General features: G+C 55.6%; 23 protein-coding genes. 18 read left to right on the top strand and 5 right to left on the bottom strand.

What is annotated here, in order from left to right; all coding sequences use genetic code 11:
- Positions 1 to 46 precede the first annotated feature (46 nt).
- The 5 genes from phoB to malZ all read left to right on the top strand — a co-directional run bounded on the left by phoB (position 47) and on the right by malZ (position 7247).
- Entirely contained in the window at positions 47 to 736 is a 690-nt protein-coding gene (phoB, locus tag ABLV78_RS19795; RefSeq protein WP_004099401.1) for a phosphate response regulator transcription factor PhoB, read from the top strand.
- A 21-nt stretch (positions 737 to 757) separates the two neighbouring features.
- On the top strand, positions 758 to 2053 hold the full coding sequence (phoR, locus tag ABLV78_RS19790; protein ID WP_045390952.1) for a phosphate regulon sensor histidine kinase PhoR: 1296 nt from the start codon (positions 758 to 760) through the stop codon (positions 2051 to 2053).
- Positions 2054 to 2465: 412 nt separating this feature from the next.
- The gene (gene brnQ / locus ABLV78_RS19785) at positions 2466 to 3785 is read left to right on the top strand and encodes a branched-chain amino acid transporter carrier protein BrnQ (RefSeq protein ID WP_015368011.1); all 1320 of its coding nucleotides are present in this window, start codon (positions 2466 to 2468) and stop codon (positions 3783 to 3785) included.
- Between the two features lie 123 nt (positions 3786 to 3908).
- Positions 3909 to 5282, top strand: coding sequence for a proline-specific permease ProY (proY, locus tag ABLV78_RS19780; RefSeq protein WP_047044535.1), 1374 nt, complete (start codon positions 3909 to 3911; stop codon positions 5280 to 5282).
- A gap of 147 nt (positions 5283 to 5429) precedes the next feature.
- The gene (malZ, locus tag ABLV78_RS19775) at positions 5430 to 7247 is read left to right on the top strand and encodes a maltodextrin glucosidase (protein WP_047044533.1); all 1818 of its coding nucleotides are present in this window, start codon (positions 5430 to 5432) and stop codon (positions 7245 to 7247) included.
- On the opposite strand, the gene ABLV78_RS19770 is transcribed toward malZ, so the two are convergent.
- The gene (locus ABLV78_RS19770) at positions 7244 to 8146 is read right to left on the bottom strand and encodes a LysR family transcriptional regulator (protein WP_045390943.1); all 903 of its coding nucleotides are present in this window, start codon (positions 8144 to 8146) and stop codon (positions 7244 to 7246) included. The two genes, malZ and ABLV78_RS19770, sit on opposite strands and share 4 nt — an antisense overlap.
- Before the next feature lie 277 nt (positions 8147 to 8423).
- Between ABLV78_RS19770 and ABLV78_RS19765 the strand changes: the two genes are divergently transcribed.
- From ABLV78_RS19765 to ABLV78_RS19755, 3 genes are all read left to right on the top strand, one after another.
- Positions 8424 to 9065 carry a hydrolase gene (locus ABLV78_RS19765; RefSeq protein WP_045390940.1) on the top strand — a complete coding sequence of 214 codons (642 nt, stop codon included), beginning with the start codon at positions 8424 to 8426 and terminating at the stop codon, positions 9063 to 9065.
- A gap of 183 nt (positions 9066 to 9248) precedes the next feature.
- The gene (locus ABLV78_RS19760; protein ID WP_045390938.1) at positions 9249 to 9794 is read left to right on the top strand and encodes an antibiotic biosynthesis monooxygenase; all 546 of its coding nucleotides are present in this window, start codon (positions 9249 to 9251) and stop codon (positions 9792 to 9794) included.
- A gap of 25 nt (positions 9795 to 9819) precedes the next feature.
- A complete protein-coding gene (locus ABLV78_RS19755; protein ID WP_047044530.1) occupies positions 9820 to 11688 on the top strand; it encodes an amidohydrolase in 1869 nt (622 codons plus the stop codon).
- A 102-nt stretch (positions 11689 to 11790) separates the two neighbouring features.
- On the opposite strand, the gene ABLV78_RS19750 is transcribed toward ABLV78_RS19755, so the two are convergent.
- Both ABLV78_RS19750 and acpH read right to left on the bottom strand, forming a co-directional pair.
- Positions 11791 to 12393 carry a peroxiredoxin gene (locus ABLV78_RS19750; protein WP_015368004.1) on the bottom strand — a complete coding sequence of 201 codons (603 nt, stop codon included), beginning with the start codon at positions 12391 to 12393 and terminating at the stop codon, positions 11791 to 11793.
- A gap of 169 nt (positions 12394 to 12562) precedes the next feature.
- Positions 12563 to 13144, bottom strand: a complete 582-nt coding sequence (acpH, locus tag ABLV78_RS19745; RefSeq protein WP_047044528.1) for an ACP phosphodiesterase — start codon at positions 13142 to 13144, stop codon at positions 12563 to 12565.
- Positions 13145 to 13294: 150 nt separating this feature from the next.
- Between acpH and queA the strand changes: the two genes are divergently transcribed.
- The 7 genes from queA (at position 13295) to ABLV78_RS19710 (ending at position 20021) form a co-directional block, all read left to right on the top strand.
- On the top strand, positions 13295 to 14359 hold the full coding sequence (gene queA / locus ABLV78_RS19740) for a tRNA preQ1(34) S-adenosylmethionine ribosyltransferase-isomerase QueA (RefSeq protein WP_015368002.1): 1065 nt from the start codon (positions 13295 to 13297) through the stop codon (positions 14357 to 14359).
- 108 nt (positions 14360 to 14467) lie between these two features.
- Positions 14468 to 15595: a tRNA guanosine(34) transglycosylase Tgt gene (gene tgt / locus ABLV78_RS19735; RefSeq protein WP_015368001.1), complete on the top strand. Its 1128-nt coding sequence runs from the start codon at positions 14468 to 14470 to the stop codon at positions 15593 to 15595.
- 22 nt (positions 15596 to 15617) lie between these two features.
- Entirely contained in the window at positions 15618 to 15950 is a 333-nt protein-coding gene (yajC, locus tag ABLV78_RS19730) for a preprotein translocase subunit YajC (RefSeq protein WP_003859109.1), read from the top strand.
- A 26-nt stretch (positions 15951 to 15976) separates the two neighbouring features.
- Positions 15977 to 17824, top strand: a complete 1848-nt coding sequence (gene secD, locus ABLV78_RS19725) for a protein translocase subunit SecD (RefSeq protein WP_015704558.1) — start codon at positions 15977 to 15979, stop codon at positions 17822 to 17824.
- 10 nt (positions 17825 to 17834) lie between these two features.
- Positions 17835 to 18806: a protein translocase subunit SecF gene (secF, locus tag ABLV78_RS19720; RefSeq protein ID WP_015367999.1), complete on the top strand. Its 972-nt coding sequence runs from the start codon at positions 17835 to 17837 to the stop codon at positions 18804 to 18806.
- A 135-nt stretch (positions 18807 to 18941) separates the two neighbouring features.
- Positions 18942 to 19307: a VOC family protein gene (locus ABLV78_RS19715; RefSeq protein WP_047044525.1), complete on the top strand. Its 366-nt coding sequence runs from the start codon at positions 18942 to 18944 to the stop codon at positions 19305 to 19307.
- Between the two features lie 24 nt (positions 19308 to 19331).
- Positions 19332 to 20021: a helix-turn-helix transcriptional regulator gene (locus tag ABLV78_RS19710; protein ID WP_045390927.1), complete on the top strand. Its 690-nt coding sequence runs from the start codon at positions 19332 to 19334 to the stop codon at positions 20019 to 20021.
- A gap of 56 nt (positions 20022 to 20077) precedes the next feature.
- Here ABLV78_RS19710 and ABLV78_RS19705 read toward each other — a convergent pair whose 3' ends face one another.
- Entirely contained in the window at positions 20078 to 20962 is an 885-nt protein-coding gene (locus ABLV78_RS19705) for a nucleoside-specific channel-forming protein Tsx (RefSeq protein WP_015367996.1), read from the bottom strand.
- Positions 20963 to 21262: 300 nt separating this feature from the next.
- Positions 21263 to 21802, bottom strand: coding sequence for a SadB/YajI family lipoprotein (locus tag ABLV78_RS19700; protein ID WP_015367995.1), 540 nt, complete (start codon positions 21800 to 21802; stop codon positions 21263 to 21265).
- Positions 21803 to 21949: 147 nt separating this feature from the next.
- Between ABLV78_RS19700 and nrdR the strand changes: the two genes are divergently transcribed.
- The 3 genes from nrdR to ribH all read left to right on the top strand — a co-directional run bounded on the left by nrdR (position 21950) and on the right by ribH (position 24063).
- Positions 21950 to 22399, top strand: coding sequence for a transcriptional regulator NrdR (nrdR, locus tag ABLV78_RS19695; RefSeq protein ID WP_002890417.1), 450 nt, complete (start codon positions 21950 to 21952; stop codon positions 22397 to 22399).
- Positions 22400 to 22402: 3 nt separating this feature from the next.
- On the top strand, positions 22403 to 23506 hold the full coding sequence (gene ribD, locus ABLV78_RS19690; RefSeq protein WP_045390921.1) for a bifunctional diaminohydroxyphosphoribosylaminopyrimidine deaminase/5-amino-6-(5-phosphoribosylamino)uracil reductase RibD: 1104 nt from the start codon (positions 22403 to 22405) through the stop codon (positions 23504 to 23506).
- 86 nt (positions 23507 to 23592) lie between these two features.
- A complete protein-coding gene (gene ribH, locus ABLV78_RS19685) occupies positions 23593 to 24063 on the top strand; it encodes a 6,7-dimethyl-8-ribityllumazine synthase (RefSeq protein WP_001021161.1) in 471 nt (156 codons plus the stop codon).
- Positions 24064 to 24073: the final 10 nt, after the last annotated feature.

Raw genomic sequence — 24073 nt, 5'->3', positions numbered from 1 at the left:
TGGCCGCGCACTTCTATACTGATGGCTAAAAAACACAGGGTAAATAATGGCGAGAAGAATTCTGGTCGTTGAAGATGAAGCTCCAATCCGCGAAATGGTCTGCTTTGTTCTGGAGCAAAACGGCTTTCAGCCCGTCGAGGCGGAAGATTTTGACAGTGCGGTGAATCAACTCAATGAACCCTGGCCCGATTTGATTCTCCTCGACTGGATGTTGCCGGGCGGATCGGGGCTACAGTTTATTAAACAGCTTAAGCGCGAAGCGATGACCCGCGATATTCCGGTGGTGATGCTGACGGCGCGCGGCGAAGAAGAAGATCGCGTTCGCGGTCTGGAAACCGGCGCGGATGATTATATTACCAAACCGTTTTCGCCGAAGGAGCTGGTGGCGCGAATTAAGGCGGTGATGCGCCGTATTTCGCCAATGGCGGTTGAAGAGGTGATTGAGATGCAGGGGCTGAGCCTGGATCCTTCCTCGCATCGCGTCATGACCGGTGAAAATCCGCTGGATATGGGGCCGACCGAGTTTAAATTATTACACTTCTTTATGACCCACCCGGAACGCGTATACAGCCGTGAACAGCTGCTGAATCACGTTTGGGGAACCAACGTTTACGTTGAAGACCGGACGGTGGATGTGCATATTCGCCGCCTGCGCAAAGCGCTGGAACATAGCGGCCATGACCGAATGGTACAGACGGTTCGCGGCACGGGATATCGTTTCTCCGCCCGTTTCTGAATTTTGACAGGAGTGTGACCCGTGCTGGAACGGCTGTCATGGAAAAGGCTGGCGCTTGAGCTTTTCTTATGTTGTATCCCGGCCCTGATCCTCGGGGCGTTTTTCGGTCATCTGCCGTGGTTTTTACTGGCGGCGGTGACCGGGTTGCTTATTTGGCATTTCTGGAATTTGTTACGTCTGTCATGGTGGTTGTGGGTCGATCGCAGTATGACGCCGCCGCCGGGAAGCGGCAGTTGGGAACCGCTGCTGTATGGTCTGCATCAAATGCAGATGCGTAATAAAAAACGTCGCCGCGAGCTGGGAAGCCTTATCAAGCGCTTTCGCAGCGGGGCGGAATCCTTACCCGATGCGGTGGTGCTGACCACCGAAGAGGGCGCCATCTTCTGGTGTAATGGCCTGGCGCAACAAATCCTTAATCTACGCTGGCCGGACGATAGCGGGCAGAATATCCTCAACCTGCTGCGCTACCCAGAGTTTGCTAACTATCTGAAAAACCGTGATTTCACCAAGCCCCTTAATCTGGTGCTCAATAACGCCCGTCATCTGGAAATTCGCGTGATGCCTTATAGCGATAAACAGTGGTTGATGGTGGCGCGCGATGTCACGCAAATGCACCAGTTGGAAGGCGCGCGGCGTAACTTTTTCGCCAACGTCAGCCACGAGCTGCGCACGCCGCTCACCGTACTGCAGGGTTATCTCGAGATGATGCAGGAGCAGGTGCTGGAAGGGCCGACGCGGGAAAAAGCCCTGCATACCATGCGTGAGCAAACGCAGCGGATGGAAGGGTTGGTGAAGCAGTTGCTGACGCTCTCGCGTATTGAAGCCGCGCCGGTGCTGGCGATGAACGATAAAATCGACGTCCCGATGATGCTGCGGGTGGTTGAGCGCGAGGCGCAAACGCTAAGCCAGGGTAAGCATCAGTTGCACTTTAGCGTCGACGAAACGCTCCAGGTGATGGGTAACGAAGAGCAGTTGCGCAGCGCGATTTCCAATCTGGTGTACAACGCCGTAAACCATACGCCAGCGGGAACCGAGATCCGCGTCGTCTGGCAGCGGGCGCCGCACGGCGCGCTGTTTAGCGTTGAGGATAACGGCCCGGGCATTGCGCCTGAGCATCTACCCCGGCTAACCGAGCGGTTCTACCGCGTCGACAAGGCGCGCTCCCGGCAAACCGGCGGCAGCGGTTTAGGGCTGGCTATCGTGAAACACGCGGTCAGCCATCACGAAAGCCGCCTGGAAATCGAAAGTACGGTCGGGAAGGGAACGCGCTTTAGCTTCCTGCTGCCGGAACGTTTAATTGCCAAAAATGTCGCCTGACGCGGCGTTTGTCAGCTTTCCTTGCCAATGACCAGCTTCGGCTGGTCATTTTCATTTGCAGTCAACTTTACGTTGCGTATTAAACGAACGCCTGGTTATTTATTGTTCGCATGATTAGCCACGCGTTTTGCGTCGTTATGGTCAATTAATCCAGGTTCAAAATCATAGTTAGCATAATCATCTGGTTTTACGATCCCACCTTGCTTTAAAACGTTATAAGCGTTTAAATTGCCCCCTATGCAGTCCCGGTAAGACTGCTTTTGCGTGGTAATTCAAAAAACAATTCTTTTCCACGCCGCTTCGAGAGCATATCTCGCTGAGTTTACAGGCAATGGCCGCTGTATCATCCCGAAAGGAAGGCACGGTATTTTTCCGTTTTTACAACACCACATCCACAGGCAGTAATGAATTTATGACCCATCAGTTAAAATCTCGCGACATCATCGCGCTGGGCTTTATGACCTTCGCGCTGTTCGTTGGCGCAGGCAACATTATCTTCCCTCCGATGGTTGGCTTACAGGCCGGCGAACACGTCTGGACCGCAGCCATTGGCTTCCTGATTACCGCCGTGGGTTTGCCGGTGCTAACGGTAGTCGCGCTGGCGAAAGTCGGCGGCGGCGTTGAGCGTCTGAGCTCGCCAATCGGCAAAGTTGCGGGCATTCTGCTGGCCGTGGTGTGCTACCTGGCGGTTGGGCCGCTGTTCGCGACCCCGCGTACCGCAACCGTTTCATTTGAAGTGGGGATTGCTCCACTGACCGGCGACGGCGCGCTGCCGCTGCTTATCTATAGCGTTATCTATTTCGCGCTGGTGATTCTGGTTTCCCTCTATCCGGGCAAACTGCTGGATACCGTCGGCAACTTCCTGGCGCCGCTGAAAATTATCGCCCTGGTCGTGCTCGCGGTGGCCGCGGTTATCTGGCCGGCTGGACCGATTAGCGACGCGATGGAAGCCTATCGTACCGCGCCGTTCTCTAATGGTTTCGTCAATGGTTATCTGACCATGGACACGCTGGGGGCGATGGTCTTCGGTATCGTTATCGTTAATGCCGCACGTTCCCGCGGCGTTAGCGAAGCCCGATTGCTGACTCGCTACACCGTCTGGGCTGGTCTGATGGCCGGCGTGGGCCTGACGCTGCTGTACCTGGCGCTGTTCCGCCTGGGTTCCGATAGCGCGACGCTGGTCGATCAGTCGGCAAACGGCGCGGCTATTCTGCACTCCTACGTGCAGCATACCTTCGGCGGCGCGGGCAGCTTCCTGCTGGCGGCATTGATATTTATCGCCTGTCTGGTCACCGCGGTTGGCCTGACCTGCGCCTGCGCTGAGTTCTTCGCGCAGTATCTGCCGCTGTCGTATCGTTCGCTGGTGTTTATTCTCGGCCTGTTCTCCATGGCGGTTTCTAACCTGGGGCTCAGCCATCTGATTCAGATTTCGATTCCGGTGTTAACCGCTATCTATCCGCCGTGTATCGCACTGGTGGTATTAAGCTTTACCCGCGGTTGGTGGCATAATTCCTCCCGCGTTATCGCGCCGGCAATGTTTATCAGCCTGATGTTTGGTATCATTGACGGTGTTAAAGCATCGGCGTTCGCAGATATCCTGCCGCAATGGACCGCGAGCCTGCCGCTGGCAGCGCAAGGTCTGGCATGGTTGCTGCCAACCGCGGTGATGGCTGTGCTGGCCGCGATCATCGATCGCGCAGCGGGTAGCCCGGTGGTCTCAAAAGCCCACTAACCGACGCTTTACGCAGGTGTTTAACCACGGGACTTAAGGTCCCGTGGTTTTTTGTTTTTTTGGTCATTCCCTTTTGCGTTTTGCCCCCGCAAAGCACAAACGAGAAAAACGGCATGGAACACGATGGAAAGTAGTAACAAGCTTAAGCGCGGGCTAAGTACCCGGCACATTCGCTTTATGGCCCTTGGTTCCGCTATTGGTACCGGCCTGTTCTATGGTTCGGCAGACGCCATTAAAATGGCGGGGCCGAGCGTATTGTTGGCATACATTATCGGCGGCGTGGCGGCGTATATCATCATGCGCGCGCTGGGCGAAATGTCGGTGCATAACCCTTCCGCCAGCTCTTTCTCGCGTTATGCGCAGGAGAACCTCGGCGGGCTGGCCGGCTATATCACCGGCTGGACCTATTGTTTTGAAATCCTGATCGTCGCGATTGCCGACGTGACCGCCTTCGGTATCTATATGGGCGTCTGGTTCCCGGCGGTGCCGCACTGGATATGGGTACTGAGCGTGGTGCTGATTATCTGCGCCGTCAATCTGATGAGCGTCAAGGTGTTCGGTGAACTGGAGTTCTGGTTCTCATTCTTTAAAGTCGCCACGATTATCATCATGATCCTCGCCGGTTTCGGCATCATCATCTGGGGTATCGGCAACGGCGGTCAGCCCACCGGTATTCATAACTTATGGAGTAACGGCGGCTTCTTCAGTAACGGCTGGCTGGGGATGGTGATGTCGCTGCAGATGGTGATGTTCGCCTACGGCGGGATTGAGATTATCGGTATCACCGCCGGTGAAGCGAAGGATCCGGAAAAATCGATTCCGCGGGCGATTAATTCGGTGCCGATGCGTATCCTGGTGTTCTACGTGGGGACGCTGTTCGTCATTATGTCTATCTATCCCTGGAACCTGGTGGGGACTAACGGCAGCCCGTTCGTGTTGACCTTCCAGCATATGGGAATTACCTTTGCCGCCGGCATCCTGAACTTCGTGGTGTTAACCGCCTCGTTGTCGGCGATTAACAGCGACGTATTCGGCGTTGGCCGTATGCTGCACGGAATGGCCGAACAGGGGAGCGCCCCGAAGGTGTTCGCTAAAACGTCGCGTCGCGGTACGCCGTGGGTGACGGTGTTGGTGATGACCGTGGCGCTGCTGTTTGCGGTCTATCTCAACTACATCATGCCGGAAAACGTCTTCCTGGTGATTGCCTCGCTGGCGACCTTCGCCACGGTGTGGGTGTGGATTATGATCCTGCTGTCGCAAATCGCTTTCCGTCGCCGCCTGTCGCCGGAAGAGGTTAAGGCGCTGAAGTTCAAAGTGCCGGGCGGCGTGGCCACCACCGTGGTCGGCCTGCTGTTCCTGGTCTTTATCATCGCGCTTATCGGCTACCATCCGGATACCCGCATATCGCTGTACGTCGGCTTTGCGTGGATCGCGCTGCTGCTCGTTGGCTGGAAAATTAAGACCCGCCGCGACCGTCAGTTAGCCCAGGCGCAGTAATTCTCCGCTCTTCCGGGTCCGGCTTTGCCGCGGCCCGGAAAAATCACATCCTCCTCCTTTCTCCTCCCCCAATTATTCTATTGATGATGAGTTATACGCCGGTTCACTGTGGCAAGGTGTGGCCATTACGCAAAAAGAGGAATGATGATGTTGAAGGCCTGGCACCTGCCGGTTGCTCCTTTTATTAAAGAGCAGCAGGAACGACTCGTTATCACATTGTGGCTAAGCGGCGAAACGATGCCGCAGCGCATTACGCTGCGCGCGGAAGAAGACAATGAAGAGCTGTCGTTGCCCATGCAGCGCCTGCGCCAATCCCCACACGCCGATGTCGTCGCCTGGCGTGGGGAGATCAACCTGACGAACGGCCAGCCGCGCCGCCGCTATAGCTTTAAGCTGCTGTGGGCGGACCGTCAGCTGTGGTTTACGCCGCAGGGTTTTCAGCGTTTTCCGCCCGCACGGCTGGAGCAGTTTGCGGTTGATGTGCCGGATAGCGGCCCGCAGTGGGTCGCCGATCAGGTCTTTTATCAAATTTTCCCCGACCGTTTCGCCCGTAGCGAGGCGCGAGAAGCCGGGCAGGACCAGGTTTATTACCACCATGCGGCCGGCCAGGATATTGTGCTAAAAGCGTGGGATGAGCCGTTAACCGGCGAGGCGGGCGGTTCGACCTTTTATGGCGGCGATCTCGACGGTATTAGCGAGAAGCTTCCTTATCTGAAGCAGCTTGGCGTGACCGCGCTGTATCTCAACCCAGTATTCGTCGCGCCCAGCGTACATAAATACGATACCGCTGATTACCGCCGTGTCGATCCGCAGTTCGGTGGCGATGCCGCGCTGCTGCGCCTGCGCCACAATACGCAGCGTGAAGGGATGCGGCTGATCCTCGACGGCGTGTTTAACCATACCGGTGACTCGCACCCGTGGTTCGATCGCCACCAGCAGACGAGTAACGGCGCCTGCCATCGGCCGGATTCACCGTGGCGTGAGTGGTTTAATTTTTCCCCGGACGGGGTAGCGCATAACTGGCTGGGTTACGCCAGTCTGCCAAAACTTGACTACCGTTCATCGAGCCTGGTTAATGAAATCTATGCGGGCGAAGACAGCGTGGTGCGCCACTGGTTAAAAGCGCCGTGGAGTATGGACGGCTGGCGGCTGGACGTGGTGCATATGCTGGGCGAAGATGGCGGCGCGCGCAACAACCTGCGCCATATTGCCGGTATCACCCAGGCGGCGAAGCGGGAGCAGGCGGAGGCTTTTGTATTCGGCGAACATTTCGGCGACGCGCGCCAGTGGCTGCAGGCTGATGCCGAAGATGCGGCGATGAACTATCGCGGTTTTACCTTCCCGCTGTGGGGTTTCCTCGCTAATACCGATATTTCCTACGATCCGCAGCACATCGATGCGCAGACCTGTATGGCGTGGATGGACAACTATCGCGCCGGACTGTCGCATCAGCAGCAATTGCGGATGTTTAACCAACTGGATAGCCACGATACCGCGCGTTTCAAATCCTTGCTGGGCAAAGATGTGGCGCGACTGCCGCTGGCGGTGGTCTGGCTGTTCTGCTGGCCGGGCGTTCCGTGTATTTACTATGGTGATGAAGTCGGCGTCGATGGCAACAACGATCCCTTCTGCCGTAAACCCTTCCCATGGGATCCGGCACTGCAGGATGAAACCTTGTTGGCGTTATATAAGCGTATGACCACCTTGCGTAAGGGGCATCAGGCGCTGCGCTATGGCGGCTGCCAGGTCATCTATGCGGAAGATAACGTGGTGGTCTTTGTTCGCGTTTACAAACAGCAGCGGGTGCTGGTGGCGATAAACCGCGGTCACGCCTGCGAGGTGGTAATCGACGCATCGCCGTTGCTGGAGGGGAAAACGTGGCAGCGTAAAGAAGGCGCGGGCGACATGCACGATGATGTGCTGAGTCTGCCCGCGATTTCCGCTAGCGTCTGGTGTAGCCGTTAACGGTAGAGCTGGCTCAGACAGCTGTCTTCGAGAATAGCTTCTCGCCACCAGCGCTGAGCCAGACCGTTATTGCCGCTACGCCAGGCCATATAGGTAATATCTTTCTCACGGCTCGAAATCACCGGTTTCTCCAGCAACTCACCGCTCTCCAGCCACGGGCGGGCGATGTGGCGGGGCAGGAATCCGCATCCCAAACCGGCGCGCAGGAGCGCGACTTTGGTGGCGAAATCATCGACCCGGATTTGCTCCTGCTCATCGAGCAGGTTGCTGTTCAATGGATGACAGTAGCGGGCGCTATCGCTAATAACCACCGCGCGATGCAGGCTAAGCTGTTTGTTGGTCAGCGGTTGGGTCGTTTCCGCCAGCGGGTGGCCGGGCGCGACAACGAACACGTTGTCCATCGCGCCGAGCATTTTCCACGACCATTCCGCTGAAGTCGGCGGTTCGTTAATCGCCCCAAGAATAATATCCGCGCCGTTGTGAGTCAGCTCTTCCCACGAGCCTGCCAGGGTATGGTGGGTAAAGTTGAGGCGGGTTTGCGGATATTGCGCGTAAAACTTTTCAATCAGCGGCAATAGGGCCTGGAAAGGAAAAGAGTCGTCCAGCGCAATCGCCAGATCCCGCTCCCAGCCGGAACTCAGTAGCTGCGCCTGTTTTTCCAGATCGTTGGCGGCATTGAGCAGCAGGCGCCCCTTTTCCAGCATCATTTTACCGGTATCGGTAAATTTCGCCCGGTGTCCGGAACGATCCAGCAGACTGATGTTTAGATCGCTTTCCAGTTTTTGGATCATGTAGCTCAGCGCGGCGGGGGTTTTAAATAGCGACTCGGCCGCCAGCGCGAACGAGCCATGTCTATCCAGAGCATCAAGAATCAAAAGTACATCAAGGTTTAAACGCATTAGTTTCGATCCGTCAGTCTAATAATAACGTTGTTTTACCGAAGGGCCATGTTCAATTCCAGTGAATAAATTAGAACAGTTTCCCGTAATTTTTTGATTAGCTTTATTTAAATATTCAAACGGTCATTATTTTTACTCAAGTGAATTAAAACGGAAAGAATTCTTTAATAACTCGTTAGAAATTACTGACTATACTCATCATGCGTTATTGGTCACAATCAGCACAGCACAACGGCAGTGAATTATCTTCCTAACCAATTGATTAATAGGATATGTTATGTCTATTCGTGAACTGATTGATCCGTCTAATTCCACTCTTATTTTTATTGACCACCAGCCGCAAATGGCTTTTGGCGTGGCCAATATCGATCGCCAGACGCTGAAAAATAACACCGTCGCGTTGGCCAAAGCGGGCAAGATTTTTAACGTTCCTGTTATTTATACCTCTGTCGAAACCAAAAGCTTCAGCGGCTATATCTGGCCAGAACTGCTGGCGGTTCATCCTGAAGTGAAACCGATTGAACGTACTTCTATGAACTCATGGGAAGACGCCGGTTTTGTTAATGCGGTAAAAGCCACTGGACGTAAAAAACTGATTATTTCCGCGTTGTGGACCGAAGTGTGCCTGACTTTCCCGGCGCTGATGGCGCTGGAAGCAGGTTATGAAGTGTACGTGGTAACCGATACCTCCGGTGGTACATCCGTTGACGCTCACGAGCGCGCCATCGACCGTATGGTGCAGGCCGGCGCCGTGCCGGTGACCTGGCAGCAGGTTCTGCTGGAGTACCAGCGCGACTGGTCACGTAAAGAGACTTACGACGCGGTGATGGATCTGGTTCGCGAACATAGCGGCGCCTACGGTATGGGCGTGGATTATGCTTATACCATGGTGCACGGCGCGCCGGAACGTAAAGCCTAAAACACTTCACCCTGCAAGCTGCCTCTTTGTTGGCTTCGTTTGCCCGCCCCGGTCACTGACTGATGTCAGCTCCCGGGGAAGGGCAATCTTGCCGCCTCAATGCGGCATGAATGATTTTGTGTATTGTCATTTATGGCTGATGGCGGGAGAAATCCCGCCATTCCCTGAAGCAAGGAATACTTAATGGCGCAACAGAAATCAGTGACGCTGGTCATCAGCCATCATCTCGATCCGCAAAACGGCCAGCGGTATGAAGCATGGTTGGGGAAAATCATGCCGGTTGCGGCGGAGTTTCCCGGCCATCTCGGCGCCAACGTGATCCGTCCGGCAGCCGGGCAAAATCTCTGGAGCGTGATTATTCGCTTCGACACCATTGAACATCTCTACGCCTGGACGCAGTCGGAAACCCGTCGTGAATTAGTCGCGGAAATCGCGCCGTATCTCAACGATGGCGATCGTACTGAAATCCGCACCGAACCGGCGTTCTGGTTTACCCCGCCTGCTGCCAACATTCGCCAGCCGCTGCGCTGGAAACAGTTTCTGATAACCCTGCTGGTCATCTTCCCGAGTACCAACCTGGTGCCGTGGTTGACCGGCATGGCGCTACCGGAGTTACGGGGAAGCTTGTTACTGCATCTGATTAACGATGCCCTGGTGGTCGCGTTGGTGGTCTGGCTGTGGATGCCAATCGTGACCCGTCTTTTTGCCGGCTGGTTGAAAAAAAACTAACTCAACCAGCTTAAAGGAGTGTGTTATGTCGCAAACTGCCACACTGATTCTGACCCACGGTCAGATTCATACGCTCGATCGCGCGAACCCACTGGCGGAAGCCGTGGCCATCGCCGAGGGAAAAATTCTCGCGACCGGAAGCCACGATCGAATAATGACGTTCGCCGCCGAGGGGACGCAAATTGTCGATCTTAAAGGCCATACGGTGATCCCGGGTCTTAACGACTCCCACCTGCATCTGATTCGCGGCGGCCTGAACTATAACCTCGAGCTGCGCTGGGAAGGCGTGCCATCGCTGGCGGATGCGCTGCGTATGCTAAAAGATCAGGCCGATCGCACCCCGTCGCCGCAGTGGGTGAGGGTAGTCGGCGGCTGGAGCGAATTCCAGTTTGCCGAACGCCGCATGCCGACGCTGGAAGAGCTGAATGAAGCGGCGCCTGACACGCCGGTATTCGTACTCCATCTGTACGATCGCGCGCTGCTTAACCGCGCGGCGCTGAAAGCCGTTGGTTATACCAAAGAGACGCCGGATCCGGCGGGCGGCGAGATCGTTCGCGATAACAACGGCAACCCGACCGGGATGCTGATCGCCAAACCGAATGCCATGATCCTGTATGCCACGCTGGCCAAAGGGCCGAAGCTGCCGCTCGATCTGCAGGTCAACTCAACGCGCCAGTTTATGCGTGAACTGAACCGTTTAGGATTAACCAGCGCCATCGATGCCGGCGGTGGTTTCCAGAACTACCCGGAAGATTACGAAATTATCGAGCAACTGCATGCCAAAGAGCAGATGACCGTTCGTATCGCCTACAACCTCTTTACCCAGCGGCCGAAGCAGGAGCTGGATGATTTCGAGCGCTGGACCGACATGCTGAAGCCGGGGCAGGGCACCGATTTCTATCGTGCCAACGGCGCTGGTGAAATGCTGGTCTTCTCGGCGGCGGATTTTGAAGACTTCCTGCAGCCGCGGCCGGATCTGCCGCAAGGCATGGAGGATGAGCTGGAGCGGGTGGTTCGTCATCTGGTGGAACATCGCTGGCCGTTCCGTCTGCATGCCACCTACGATGAGTCGATTAGCCGAATGCTGGATGTGTTCGAGAAGGTGAACCGCGATATTCCATTTAACGGCCTGCACTGGTTCTTCGACCACGCCGAGACCATCACCGAACGTAATATTGAACGCGTGAAGGCGTTAGGCGGCGGTATCGCGGTGCAGCACCGGATGGCCTTCCAGGGCGAGTATTTTGTCGACCGCTACGGCAAAGAGGCGGTGAAACATACGCCGCCGGTGGCGAAAATGCTGGAACTGGACGTACCGGTAGGGCTGGGTACCGATGCGACCCGCGTCGCCAGTTATAACCCGTGGACCGCGCTGTACTGGCTGGTTTCCGGGCGTACCGTCGGCGGCATGGCGATGTACGATGATAACAACCGTCTGCCGCGCGACGTCGCCCTTGAGCTATGGACCGCCGGTAGCGCGTGGTTCTCCAGCGAGCAGGGTAAAAAAGGACGTATTGAGAAAGGGCAACTGGCTGACCTGGTGGTGCTGTCAAAAGACTACTTCAGCGTTGCGGAAGAGGAAATCAAAGGCATTGAGTCGGTATTGACCATCGTTGATGGCAAGGTGGTGTACGCGGCCGGTCATTTCTCGCCGCTGGCGCCGCCGCCAATTCCGGTATTGCCGGAGTGGTCGCCGGTGGTAAAAGTGCCAGGGCATTATCGCTCGGCGCCGCCTGCGGCCGCGAAGATTGGCGCGGTGGTGCAGATGCACCAGTGCTGCGGCAGCTGCGGCGTGCATGGACATCAGCATGATATTGCGCGCAAGTCGTCGATTCCGGTGGCGGATGAGCAGGCTTTCTGGGGCGTATTAGGCTGTTCTTGCTTCGCGTTCTGATGCTTTTGCCCGGAGGCGCTGCGCTTACCGGACCTACAGCGAATATAACAGGCACAAAAAAGGCTCGCATTTGCGAGCCTTTTGACTAAAACGTCTAGCCGATTACAGGCTGGATACGTTCTCGGTCAGGTATTTAGCTACGCCTTCCGGAGAAGCGGCCATACCTTCTTTTCCTTTTTCCCACTGAGCCGGGCAAACTTCACCGTGCTCTTCGTGGAACTGCAGCGCGTCAACCATACGCAGCATTTCGTCGATGTTACGGCCCAGCGGCAGGTCGTTAACAACCTGGTGGCGAACGATGCCGTTAGCGTCGATCAGGAAGGAACCGCGCAGCGCAACGCCTTCGTCCGGATGCTCGATGCCGTATGCTTTCTGAATTTCACGTTTGATGTCGGCAACCATCGCGTATTTAACCGGGCCGATACCGCCCTGGTCTACCGGAGTGTTACGCCATGCGTTGTGAACGAACTCGGAGTCAAAGGAAACGCCAACCACTTCTACGCCGCGTTTCTGGAATTCTTCATAGCGCTTGTCGAAAGCGATCAGTTCAGACGGGCAAACGAAAGTGAAGTCCATTGGCCAGAAGAACAGGACGGTAGCTTTACCGTTGGTGTGCTGTTTGAAGTTGAATTTCTCAACGATTTCGCCGTTACCTAATACTGCTGCAGCGGTAAAGTCCGGAGCCTGACGAGTAACCAGAACCATATGATTCTCCTGTTATTACTAAGGTTAATTGGAACGCAACGCGGGCCAGTATAGGCAGAGGCGGGCAGGAACTCAATGCGGCGCTGACAATCGATGAGATAGATTTTGCCTATTGATAATTATTCAATAGCGCTTTCAGAATAATCGTTTTGTGAGAAAGCGCAAGGTTTTACAGCGTTCTCTTTTTCGCCTGCTCCATCATTCGCGGATAAAAACGCCAGAATTGCTCTTCCAGTTGCCCATAGTGGTTATCAAGGTCGTACCATGAATCACGCAGCGCATCGAGGCGCGGGCGGCGGCTGGCCATACCGTTCAGGACGCGCTGAATGAATTCCATATCCTGATAACGTTCCAGCCAGCGTTCGGACCACATATATTCGTTGAGATTAACAAAGCGCGGCGGCGAATCCGGCAGAATTTGCGCCACCTGCGCGTGGGCGTAGCGCACGAACTCGTTTAGCGGCAGATCCGGCGACAGCTGCGCCCAGTGATGCGACAGGAAATGGTCCCACATCACGTCGAGGGAAATCGGCGCGACCCGGCGGGTCTCGGGGCGAAACCAGTCGCGCGCCGTTTTGACTTCCGCCAGATTGTCGGTCATTACATCTATACGCCGATGCATATAAATGCCGTCAACCACATCCTCAGGATACTCGCCCTGCGGGTTACCGCGGACAAAATCGGCCAGCAGGTTGCCCGGCAGCGAGCTATCCGCAAGATGGGCGAGGTGTAAATGCGCGAGAAAATTCATATCAACTTCAATCCTTCACAGGGTCATGGCGTTCTTGCTGGTTAATCATGGTATTCCGCTATTATATCCAGCGTTGAATAGGGTAACGGTTGCAGGAAGACCCGCCCGGCACTAGACTACCCGCCTCTTTATTTAGTCTGAGTCATCGTCATGCGCGTTACCGATTTTTCCTTTGAATTACCTGAATCCCTGATTGCTCACTATCCGCAGCCGGAGCGCAGTAGTTGCCGCTTGCTGTCGCTGGACGGGCCGACGGGCGCGCTGACGCACGGTACTTTCACCGATCTGCTCGATAAGCTCAACCCTGGCGATTTGCTGGTCTTTAACAATACCCGGGTGATCCCGGCGCGTCTGTTTGGCCGTAAAGCCAGCGGCGGCAAGATTGAAGTGCTGGTCGAGCGCATGCTGGACGATAAACGTATTCTGGCACATATTCGCGCCTCTAAAGCGCCGAAGCCGGGGGCGGAGCTGCTGTTAGGCGATGACGAAAGCATTAACGCCACGATGCTGGCGCGCCACGGCGCGCTGTTTGAAGTTGAATTCAACGATGAGCGCCCGGTGCTCGATATCCTGAACAGCATCGGTCATATGCCGCTGCCGCCGTATATCGACCGCCCGGACGAAGACGCCGATCGCGAGCTGTACCAGACGGTTTATGGCACCAAGCCGGGCGCGGTCGCCGCGCCGACCGCCGGCCTGCATTTTGACGATCCGCTGCTGGAAAAACTACGCGCGAAAGGCATCGAGATGGCGTTTGTGACGCTGCACGTTGGCGCGGGGACCTTCCAGCCGGTGCGCGTTGACAGCATCGAAGAGCACATCATGCACTCTGAGTATGCGGAAGTGCCGCAGGATGTGGTTGATGCGGTTCTGGCGGCGAAAGCGCGCGGCAACCGCGTCATCGCCGTCGGCACCACTTCCGTGCGTTCGCTGGAAAGCGCGGCGCAGGCGGCTAAAAATGGCCTGATTGAGCCGTTCTTTGCCGATACGCAGATCTTTATCTATCCGGGATATCAGTACAAAGTCATCGATGCGCTGGTGACTAACTTCCATCTCCCTGAATCCACACTGATTATGCTGGTCTCCGCTTTCGCTGGCTATCAGCACACCATGAACGCCTATAAGGCTGCGGTAGAACAAAAATATCGCTTTTTTAGCTACGGGGACGCGATGTTTATCACGTACAATCCGCAGGCTATTTCTGAGCGTCCCTAAAAAGGCCGGCACGCCGGCTTTCTGACGCCTTGACGCATTTTTTAGCCACGGAATCATTCCGTGGCGAGTATTTAAACGTCGGACTGTTTTTCTGACGCAGGAGCAATGATGAAATTTGAACTTGATACCACCGATGGCCGCGCGCGTCGCGGCCGTTTGGTGTTTGATCGCGGCGTGGTTGAAACGCCAGCCTTCATGCCCGTTGGCACCTACGGCACCGTCAAAGGGATGACGCCGGAAGAAGTTGAAGCCACCGGCGCGCAAATCATCCTCGGCAACACCTTCCACCTGTGGCTGCGACCGGGCCAGGAAATCATGAAGCTGCACGGCGACCTGCATGATTTCATGCAGTGGAAAGGGCCGATCCTCACCGATTCCGGCGGCTTCCAGGTCTTCAGCCTTGGCGATATCCGTAAGATCACCGAACAGGGCGTGCATTTCCGCAATCCGATCAACGGCGATCCGATTTTCCTCGATCCGGAAAAATCGATGGAGATTCAGTACGATCTCGGTTCCGATATCGTGATGATCTTCGACGAATGTACGCCGTACCCGGCGGACTGGGATTACGCTAAGCGTTCGATGGAAATGTCTCTGCGCTGGGCCAAGCGCAGCCGCGACCGTTTCGATGGCCTCGGCAACAAAAACGCGCTCTTTGGCATCATTCAGGGCAGCGTTTACGAAGATTTACGAGATATCTCGGTGAAAGGTCTGGTAGAGATTGGCTTTGATGGCTACGCTGTCGGCGGTTTGGCTGTCGGCGAGCCGAAGGAAGACATGCACCGTATCCTGGAGCACGTTTGCCCGCAGATCCCGGCAGATAAACCGCGATACCTGATGGGCGTCGGGAAACCGGAAGACCTGGTGGAAGGGGTACGTCGCGGCATCGATATGTTTGACTGCGTTATGCCGACGCGCAACGCGCGTAACGGCCATCTGTTCGTGACCGATGGCGTAGTGAAAATCCGCAACGCGAAGCATAAAAGCGATACATCGCCGCTGGATGCCGAGTGCGATTGCTATACGTGTCGCAATTATTCACGTGCTTACTTGCATCATCTTGATCGTTGCAACGAAATATTGGGCGCGCGCCTCAATACCATTCATAACCTGCGCTACTATCAGCGTTTAATGGCTGGTTTACGCAAGGCTATCGAAGAGGGTAAATTAGAGAGCTTCGTGACCGATTTTTACCAACGTCAGGGGCGTTCCGTTCCTCCTTTGAACGTTGATTAATTTTAATAATGAGGGAATTTCAATGAGCTTTTTTATTTCTGATGCGGTAGCAGCAACCGGCGCGCCGGCGCAGGGCAGCCCAATGTCTCTGATTCTGATGCTGGTGGTGTTCGGTCTGATTTTTTACTTCATGATCCTGCGCCCACAGCAGAAACGTACTAAAGAGCACAAGAATCTGATGAACTCCATCGCCAAAGGTGATGAAGTCCTGACTAACGGCGGTCTGGTTGGTCGCGTGACTAAAGTCGCGGAAAACGGCTACATCGCTATCGCGCTGAACGATACCACCGAAGTGGTTATCAAACGTGACTTCGTAGCTGCCGTTCTGCCGAAAGGCACCATGAAGGCGCTGTAATTACCATTTTCCCTAAGGGAACTGCCGTGTTAAACCGTTATCCTTTGTGGAAGTACGTTATGCTGGTCGTCGTGATTATCGTCGGCCTGATTTACGCGCTTCCCAACCTGTATGGTGAGGATCCGGCTGTTCAAATCACTGGCGCGCGCGGCGTCGCCGCCAGTGAGCAAACGCTGATCCAGGTCCAGAAAACTTTACAAGAAGAAAAAATCACCGCGAAGTCTGTGGCACTGGAAGAGGGCGCAATTCTTGCGCGCTTCGACACCACCGATACTCAGCTGCGAGCGCGCGAAGCGCTGGTAAATCTGCTGGGTGACAAATACGTCGTGGCGCTAAACCTTGCTCCGGCGACCCCGCGCTGGCTGGCGGCGATGTATGCCGAGCCGATGAAGCTGGGTCTTGACCTGCGCGGCGGCGTGCACTTCCTGATGGAAGTGGACATGGACACCGCATTAGGCAAACTGCAGGAACAAAACATCGATAGCCTGCGCAGCGAGCTGCGTGACAAAGGCATTCCTTACTCTACCGTGCGTAAGGAAGACAACTACGGTCTGAGCATCGTCTTCCGCGACAGCGCGGCGCGCGATCAGGCTATCTCTTATCTCAGCCCGCGCCATCGCGATCTGGTTATTTCAAGCCAGGGTAACAATGCGCTGAAAGCGGTGATGACCGACGAACGTCTGAAAGAAGCCCGTGAATACGCCGTTCAGCAGAACATCAACATTCTGCGTAACCGCGTAAACCAGCTCGGCGTGGCCGAACCGCTGGTTCAGCGTCAGGGTTCCGACCGTATCGTGGTTGAACTGCCGGGTATCCAGGATACCGCGCGTGCGAAGGAAATCCTTGGCGCGACCGCGACGCTGGAATTCCGTCTGGTGAACACCAACGTCGATCAGTCCGCAGCCGCTTCTGGCCGCGTACCGGGCGATTCGGAAGTGAAAGACACCCGTGAAGGCCGTCCGGTGGTGCTGTATAAGCGCGTGATCCTGACCGGCGACCATATCACCGACTCCACTTCCAGCATGGACGAGTACAACCAGCCGCAGGTTAACATCTCGCTCGATAGCGCAGGTGGCAACATTATGTCTAACTTCACCAAGGACAACATCGGTAAACCGATGGCGACCCTGTTCGTGGAGTACAAAGACAGCGGTAAGAAAGATGCCAACGGTCGCGCTATCCTTGCGAAAGAGGAAGAGGTGATTAACATCGCCAACATCCAGTCTCGCCTTGGCAATAGCTTCCGTATCACCGGTATCAGCAACCCGACCGAAGCGCGTCAGCTTTCTCTGCTGCTGCGTGCGGGCGCCCTGATTGCGCCGATTCAGATCGTTGAAGAGCGTACTATCGGCCCAACTCTGGGTATGCAGAACATCAAGCAGGGCCTGGAAGCATGTCTGGCCGGTCTGGTGGTCTCTATCCTGTTCATGATCTTCTTCTATAAGAAGTTCGGTCTGATTGCGACCTCTGCGCTGATTGCTAACCTGGTGCTGATTGTCGGCATTATGTCCCTGATTCCTGGGGCGACGCTGACCATGCCGGGGATCGCGGGTATCGTCTTAACCCTTGCGGTGGCGGTCGATGCTAACGTACTGATTAACGAGCGTATCAAAGAAGAGCTGAGCAACGGACGTACCGTTCAGCAGGCGATTGACGAAGGTTATAAGGGCGCATTTAGCTCCATCTTTGACGCCAACGTGACGACGCTGATTAAGGTTATCATCCTGTACGCGGTCGGTACCGGTGCCATTAAAGGGTTTGCGATTACTACCGGTATCGGTATCGCGACCTCAATGTTTACCGCTATCGTCGGCACCCGTGCCATCGTGAACCTGCTGTACGGCGGCAAGCGCGTGAAAAAGCTGTCTATCTGAGGAGTGCGTTGTGGCACAGGAATATACTGTTGAACAATTGAACCACGGCCGTAAAGTCTGGGACTTTATGCGCTGGGACTACTGGGCCTTCGGCATTTCAGGTTTTCTGCTGATTGTGTCGATCGCCATCATCGGCGTCCGCGGGTTTAACTGGGGTCTTGATTTCACCGGCGGTACGGTGATTGAAATTACCCTCGAAAAACCGGTTGATATGGACCAGCTGCGCGATTCGCTGCAGAAAGCGGGCTTTGAAGAGCCGCAGTTGCAGAACTTCGGCAGCAGCCGCGACATCATGGTGCGTATGCCGCCGGTACACGATGCCAACGGCAGCCAGGAGCTGGGCAGTAAAGTCGTTAACGTGATTAACGAATCGACCAGCCAAAGCGCGACGGTGAAACGAATTGAGTTCGTTGGCCCGAGCGTGGGCGCGGACCTTGCGCAAACCGGCGCTCTGGCGCTGATTGCGGCGCTGGTGTGTATCCTTATCTATGTCGGCTTCCGCTTTGAATGGCGACTGGCGGCAGGGGTGGTTATCGCACTGGCGCACGACGTGGTCATTACCATGGGCGTACTGTCGTTGTTCCACATCGAGATTGACCTGACCATCGTCGCATCACTGATGTCGGTCATCGGTTACTCGTTGAACGATAGTATCGTGGTATCGGACCGTATCCGTGAAAACTTCCGTAAGATCCGTCGCGGTACGCCGTACGAAATCTTTAACGTGTCGTTGACCCAGACGCTGCACCGTACCTTGATCACCTCCGGTACCACCCTGATGGTGATCCTGATGCTGTTCCTCTTCGGCGGCCCGATTCTGGAAGGCTTCTCGCTGACCATGCTGATCGGTGTTTCCATCGGTACGGCTTCTTCTATCTACGTCGCGTCCGCGCTGGCGTTGAAACTGGGCATGAAGCGCGAGCATCTGATCCAGCAGAAGGTCGAAAAAGAAGGGGCGGATCAGCCGTCCATTCTGCCGTAATTTGGTTCAGTTGATATAAAGCAATCCCGGCCTCGATGGCCGGGATTTTTTTGCCCGCCAGAAACCTGCTGACAGTATGCTGTCAGGAGCCCTCTCGTACACTGCTTCTGAACTCACTAACGAGCTGGAGGAAGTATGAACAACGTGATTAACTGGTTTGAAATTCCGGTCGCTGATATGGATCGCGCCGTCGCGTTTTATGAGCCGGTAATGCAGGTGACGCTACGGCGTGAAACCATGGATTGCGCGGACCTGGCCGTCTTCCCGCATCAGGACCCGGCCCCCGGCGGCGCGTTGGCTAAATTTGACGGTATCGCGCCATCGCCGCAGGGCGCTATTATTTATCTGCACACCGACAACCTTGCCGCGACGCTGGATCGCGTCGCCTCGGCGGGTGGGGCGTGCGTATTTGGCCCGTTGACGCTGCCGAATGATATTGGCGCCATCGCCCTGTTTACCGACAGCGAAGGCAACCGCGTAGGCTTGCATCAACCGGCTTAACCTCACTATTTAGCGAAACGAGAAATGACCCGACGCGCCGACCGTTTATTTCAGATAGTGCAGATCCTGCGCGGCAGGCGGCTAACTACCGCGGCGTTGCTGGCTGAGCGGTTGGGCGTGTCGGAGCGTACCGTCTATCGCGATATTCGCGACCTTTCGCTCTCAGGCGTCCCGGTTGAGGGGGAGGCAGGGAGCGGTTATCGTCTGCTGGCGGGCTACGACCTGCCGCCACTCATGTTGACCGCTAAAGAATCCGAAGCGCTCATTGCGGCGATTCGACTGTTAAAAACCTGGGGCGGCGATGCGCTTTCGCAGTCGCTGGAGTCAGCCCAGGAAAAAATGCTGGCGATTTTGCCGGAGGAGAGGCGGCGCAAAGCGGAGCAGACCCGGCTGTTTGCCCCTGATCTTGGCGCGCATCGTTATGCTAAAACCCATTTTGACGTTATCCATCAGGCCGTCTCCAATCAGCAGGTATTACAGCTTCACTATCAGGATGAATCCGGTCAGGTGACGCGGCGTGAAGTGTTGCCGCTGGGGCTGTTTTTCTGGGGGGAGCGCTGGCTGCTGGTGGCCTGGTGCGAACTGCGCAGTGATTATCGTAACTTTCGTCTCGATCGTTGTCTGGAGGTAAGGGCGACCGAGCGTCGTTTCAGCGAGTGCGCCGATCGTTCATTGAGCGATTTCTTACGTAAGGTGAGATGTGAGGAGCAATAAAAAAACGCCCGGTTGGCGTAAAACGCGTCCCGGGCGCTGTCTTGCTGTATCAGCAATTAGAAGTTGTAACCGACAACGAAGTAACCACCCCAGCCGGTAGAGCGAACGCTGAAGTCGCCGTCGCCGAAGTTCAGCTTGGCATCATCAGCCCACTGGCCGCCGTTATGGAAGTAACGCGCGACGATAGAGTAGTGCCAGTGCGCGTAGTTCAGCGCCAGAATATGGCTGGACGCGATAGAGTTGCTGGTACGCGCGTGCTTACCGTTCATATCGTAGAAGTTATCGTCGCCGAGGTCAGAACCCCAGTCGAAGTTGGTGAAGCCGATATAGCTCAGCGAACCGCCCCACAGGTCGGTCAGCGGAACGAAGTATTTCACCTTGAAGCGGTAGCCGTCCCACTCGTTTTCGTTGGACGCGCCGTAGTTCTGCCACTGGTATTTGGCATAGATGTTCAGCGACAGGCTCATCGGCAGACCGGTATCGATGTCGGTACCCAGACCCATGTACCAGGTGCTCTGCTCCTGGGAGTCGTTACGGCCCATATCGTAGATATAGTTGTTCGCGAAGTACCACTCTTTGAACGGCCCGAAGCTCAGATCGGTGTTAGTCAGCTTGTCGATAGAGAAACGCGGTTCGATCTCCATAAACAGCGGGGAGCCTTTGTTCCAGATACCTTTCGCCGTGCTGTTGCCGCCGAAGAAGACCGGGGCATCAATATAGCCGTAGAAATCAAACCAATCTTTTTTAGCAAACGCTTCGTATTCCAGATAGGTATCGTTACGGATCTGCGGTCCAAAACGGGTGTGGTAGCTGCCGACCACGTTCACACTCTGGTGCCACCAATCAGACAGGTACTGCGGTTTTTCAGTTTCTGCCGCGCCAGCGGTGAAAGAAGCGGAAAGCGCCACAACAGCGCTCGCTGCCAGTAATGTTTTTTTCATGTTGATGCCACTGTTTAAATTAAGCCAAAAGGCGTTAAGAAAATTGCCGAAGCGTTGCTAAATATTTCGTCTTTCTGTGGGGGTCTATTATAGAAATCATTGCTCACAAAAATACGTGTTGTTTCACATAACCAGAACATGCGTAATCGATTGCGTTCACGATTCTATGCATTTCTTGACAAAATGCTACTGAAAATCGCCATCAGGAACGATTTCTAATGAACTCTTATGAAAAGTTGTAAATGGATAATATCGAGTGATGAAAGCGGGTCGCCGGGCCGTTTTGCCCGGCGTGAGCGCTTACTGCGCGCTGGCGGGTTGGATATCGTGGATACGAATAAAGCCGACTTTATCAGGCGTCACATTCAGGCGCAGCGGGATATCGACATCGCTGGGCGCCAGGATGCTGGCCGGGGCGCTAATCAATTGATCCTGGACGTTGACTTCCTGATAGCTGTGGGTAGTGCCGGTAATCTGTCCGGAAGCGACGGTTGCGGTAAAGGCCGGGAGCGGATCGTTAGACTCGCCCTGGATACGTAAGGTCAGGCGCGAACCGTCGCCATCTGGCGTAATGCTACCCACTGACATACGCAGGGTGCCGATCTGGCTCTCCAGCCGCGCTGGGGTTTTGGCCTCCGGCAGCAGATAAACGCCGCGGGTTGATTTAGCATTCAGTGCGTTTTGCTGGGTGATTTTTATTGTTTGCTGATTCAGCTGGGTCATCTCTTTGCTCAGCGTACTGACGCTCTCGTTCATCTGACGAACTTCGCTTTGCTGGGCGCAGGCGGTAAGGGTGAACAGGCTGCCGATGATAGCCAGTTGTAGGTAACGTCTTGTCATGGTCAGGATTCCGTTTACAGAGGATGATTAATGGTAGCTAAACTGAATTGACCTACCATAGATCCTTTGTCTCAAAAGCTCTTTCTTTGTAGTCCGCTGACTTCAGGGTAAACTACCCTTCAGATTAACTACCTGTCAGGACGCGCCATGCATTGCCCTTTCTGTTTCGCCGTGGATACCAAAGTCATCGATTCTCGCCTGGTCGGCGAAGGCTCCTCCGTGCGTCGTCGTCGGCAGTGCCTGGTCTGCAATGAACGCTTTACCACTTTTGAAGTGGCGGAACTGGTGATGCCGCGGGTGGTAAAAAGCAACGACGTGCGCGAACCTTTTAACGAAGACAAGCTGCGTAGCGGGATGTTGAAAGCGCTGGAAAAGCGCCCGGTCAGCGCCGATGACGTCGAAATGGCGGTAAATCATATTAAAACCCATCTGCGCGGCACCGGCGAGCGTGAAGTCGCGAGTAAAATGATCGGTAATCTGGTGATGGAACAACTGAAGAAGCTCGACAAGGTCGCCTATATTCGCTTCGCTTCCGTCTATCGCAGTTTCGAAGATATTAAAGAGTTCGGCGAAGAAATCGCCCGTTTACAGGACTAAGCCATGCAGGACGAAATGTACATGGCGCGAGCGCTGAAGCTTGCCGCGCGCGGACGCTTTACTACCCATCCTAATCCCAACGTCGGCTGCGTGATTGTAAAAGACGGCGAGATCGTCGGCGAGGGCTTCCATTATCGGGCCGGCGAGCCGCACGCGGAAGTGCACGCGCTGCGCATGGCCGGCGAGAAAGCCAAAGGCGCGACCGCCTACGTCACCCTGGAGCCCTGCAGCCACCATGGCCGCACGCCGCCGTGCTGCGACGCGCTGATCGCCGCGGGCGTGGCGCGCGTGGTAGCGGCAATGCAGGACCCGAATCCACAGGTGGCCGGTCGCGGCCTGTATCGCCTGCAGCAGGCAGGCATTGACGTCAGCCATGGGCTGATGATGAATGAAGCGGAAGCGCTGAATAAAGGTTTTCTGAAGCGCATGCGTACCGGTTTTCCGTGGATCCAGCTGAAGATGGGCGCTTCGCTCGATGGCCGTACGGCGATGGCCAGCGGTGAAAGCCAGTGGATCACCTCGCCGCAGGCGCGACGCGACGTGCAGCGCCTGCGCGCGCAGAGCCACGCTATTCTCACCAGCAGCGCGACGGTGCTGGCGGACGATCCGGCGCTGACCGTGCGCTGGCAGGAGCTGAGCGCCGATACGCAGGCGCTCTATCCGCAGGAGAACCTGCGACAGCCGCTGCGCATCGTCATCGATAGCCAAAACCGCGTCACGCCGGAGCATCGAATTGTTCAGCAGCAAGGTGAAACCCTCTTCGCCCGCACCCATGCCGATGAACGTGCCTGGCCTGACAACGTGCGTACCCTGCTGGTGCCGGAGCATAACGGCCATCTCGACCTCGTGCTGCTAATGATGCAGCTCGGTAAACAGCAGGTGAACAGCATTTGGGTGGAAGCGGGGCCGACGCTGGCCGGCGCTTTGCTACAGGCCGGGCTGGTGGATGAGCTTATCGTCTATATTGCGCCTAAACTGTTAGGCAGTGACGCGCGCGGTTTATGCGCGCTGCCGGGGCTTGAGAAACTGAGCCAGGCCCCCCATTTCAAATTCAACGAGATACGTCAGGTCGGCCCCGATGTCTGCCTGCATTTAACGACTGCGTGATGTATTCCTAATATTAGGAAGCAGCGCCCAGAATATTATGATAAAATCCGCCCCCCTTGCGGGGCACATGAACCCGAAGGAAGAGTATGAACATTATTGAAGCTAACGTTGCTACCCCGGACGCTCGCGTCGCCATCACCATTGCGCGTTTCAACAACTTTATCAATGACAGCCTACTGGAAGGCGCGATTGACGCCCTCAAGCGCATTGGTCAGGTAAAAGATGAAAACATCACCGTTGTTTGGGTTCCAGGCGCGTATGAGCTGCCGCTGGCGGCTGGCGCACTGGCCAAAACCGGTAAATATGACGCGGTGATCGCGCTGGGTACGGTGATTCGCGGCGGTACCGCCCACTTTGAATATGTGGCTGGCGGTGCAAGCAATGGCCTGGCGCACGTCGCTCAGGACAGTGAAATCCCGGTAGCCTTCGGTGTTCTGACTACTGAAAGTATTGAACAAGCCATCGAACGCGCTGGCACCAAAGCCGGTAACAAAGGCGCAGAAGCCGCGCTGACCGCGCTGGAAATGATTAACGTATTGAAAGCCATCAAGGCCTGATTTTTTGTAA

Source organism: Klebsiella sp. CN_Kp075 (assembly GCF_040065055.2).
Taxonomy (GTDB): domain Bacteria; phylum Pseudomonadota; class Gammaproteobacteria; order Enterobacterales; family Enterobacteriaceae; genus Klebsiella; species Klebsiella aerogenes.
Note: the sequence above shows the minus strand (reverse complement) of the source record. Positions and strands in the feature narration are given on the sequence as shown.

Excerpts from the sequence above, each read along its gene's own strand:
- queA (WP_015368002.1), top strand. The coding sequence starts at position 13,295 with ATGCGCGTTACCGATTTTTCCTTTGAATTACCTGAATCCCTGATTGCT.
- ABLV78_RS19765 (WP_045390940.1), top strand. The coding sequence starts at position 8,424 with ATGTCTATTCGTGAACTGATTGATCCGTCTAATTCCACTCTTATTTTT.
- ribH (WP_001021161.1), top strand. The coding sequence starts at position 23,593 with ATGAACATTATTGAAGCTAACGTTGCTACCCCGGACGCTCGCGTCGCC.
- ABLV78_RS19710 (WP_045390927.1), top strand. The coding sequence starts at position 19,332 with ATGACCCGACGCGCCGACCGTTTATTTCAGATAGTGCAGATCCTGCGC.
- yajC (WP_003859109.1), top strand. The coding sequence starts at position 15,618 with ATGAGCTTTTTTATTTCTGATGCGGTAGCAGCAACCGGCGCGCCGGCG.
- phoB (WP_004099401.1), top strand. The coding sequence starts at position 47 with ATGGCGAGAAGAATTCTGGTCGTTGAAGATGAAGCTCCAATCCGCGAA.
- ABLV78_RS19715 (WP_047044525.1), top strand. The coding sequence starts at position 18,942 with ATGAACAACGTGATTAACTGGTTTGAAATTCCGGTCGCTGATATGGAT.
- ABLV78_RS19700 (WP_015367995.1), bottom strand. The coding sequence starts at position 21,802 with ATGACAAGACGTTACCTACAACTGGCTATCATCGGCAGCCTGTTCACC.
- malZ (WP_047044533.1), top strand. The coding sequence starts at position 5,430 with ATGTTGAAGGCCTGGCACCTGCCGGTTGCTCCTTTTATTAAAGAGCAG.
- ABLV78_RS19770 (WP_045390943.1), bottom strand. The coding sequence starts at position 8,146 with ATGCGTTTAAACCTTGATGTACTTTTGATTCTTGATGCTCTGGATAGA.
- acpH (WP_047044528.1), bottom strand. The coding sequence starts at position 13,144 with ATGAATTTTCTCGCGCATTTACACCTCGCCCATCTTGCGGATAGCTCG.
- nrdR (WP_002890417.1), top strand. The coding sequence starts at position 21,950 with ATGCATTGCCCTTTCTGTTTCGCCGTGGATACCAAAGTCATCGATTCT.
- tgt (WP_015368001.1), top strand. The coding sequence starts at position 14,468 with ATGAAATTTGAACTTGATACCACCGATGGCCGCGCGCGTCGCGGCCGT.
- brnQ (WP_015368011.1), top strand. The coding sequence starts at position 2,466 with ATGACCCATCAGTTAAAATCTCGCGACATCATCGCGCTGGGCTTTATG.
- proY (WP_047044535.1), top strand. The coding sequence starts at position 3,909 with ATGGAAAGTAGTAACAAGCTTAAGCGCGGGCTAAGTACCCGGCACATT.
- ABLV78_RS19755 (WP_047044530.1), top strand. The coding sequence starts at position 9,820 with ATGTCGCAAACTGCCACACTGATTCTGACCCACGGTCAGATTCATACG.
- ABLV78_RS19760 (WP_045390938.1), top strand. The coding sequence starts at position 9,249 with ATGGCGCAACAGAAATCAGTGACGCTGGTCATCAGCCATCATCTCGAT.
- ABLV78_RS19750 (WP_015368004.1), bottom strand. The coding sequence starts at position 12,393 with ATGGTTCTGGTTACTCGTCAGGCTCCGGACTTTACCGCTGCAGCAGTA.
- ribD (WP_045390921.1), top strand. The coding sequence starts at position 22,403 with ATGCAGGACGAAATGTACATGGCGCGAGCGCTGAAGCTTGCCGCGCGC.
- ABLV78_RS19705 (WP_015367996.1), bottom strand. The coding sequence starts at position 20,962 with ATGAAAAAAACATTACTGGCAGCGAGCGCTGTTGTGGCGCTTTCCGCT.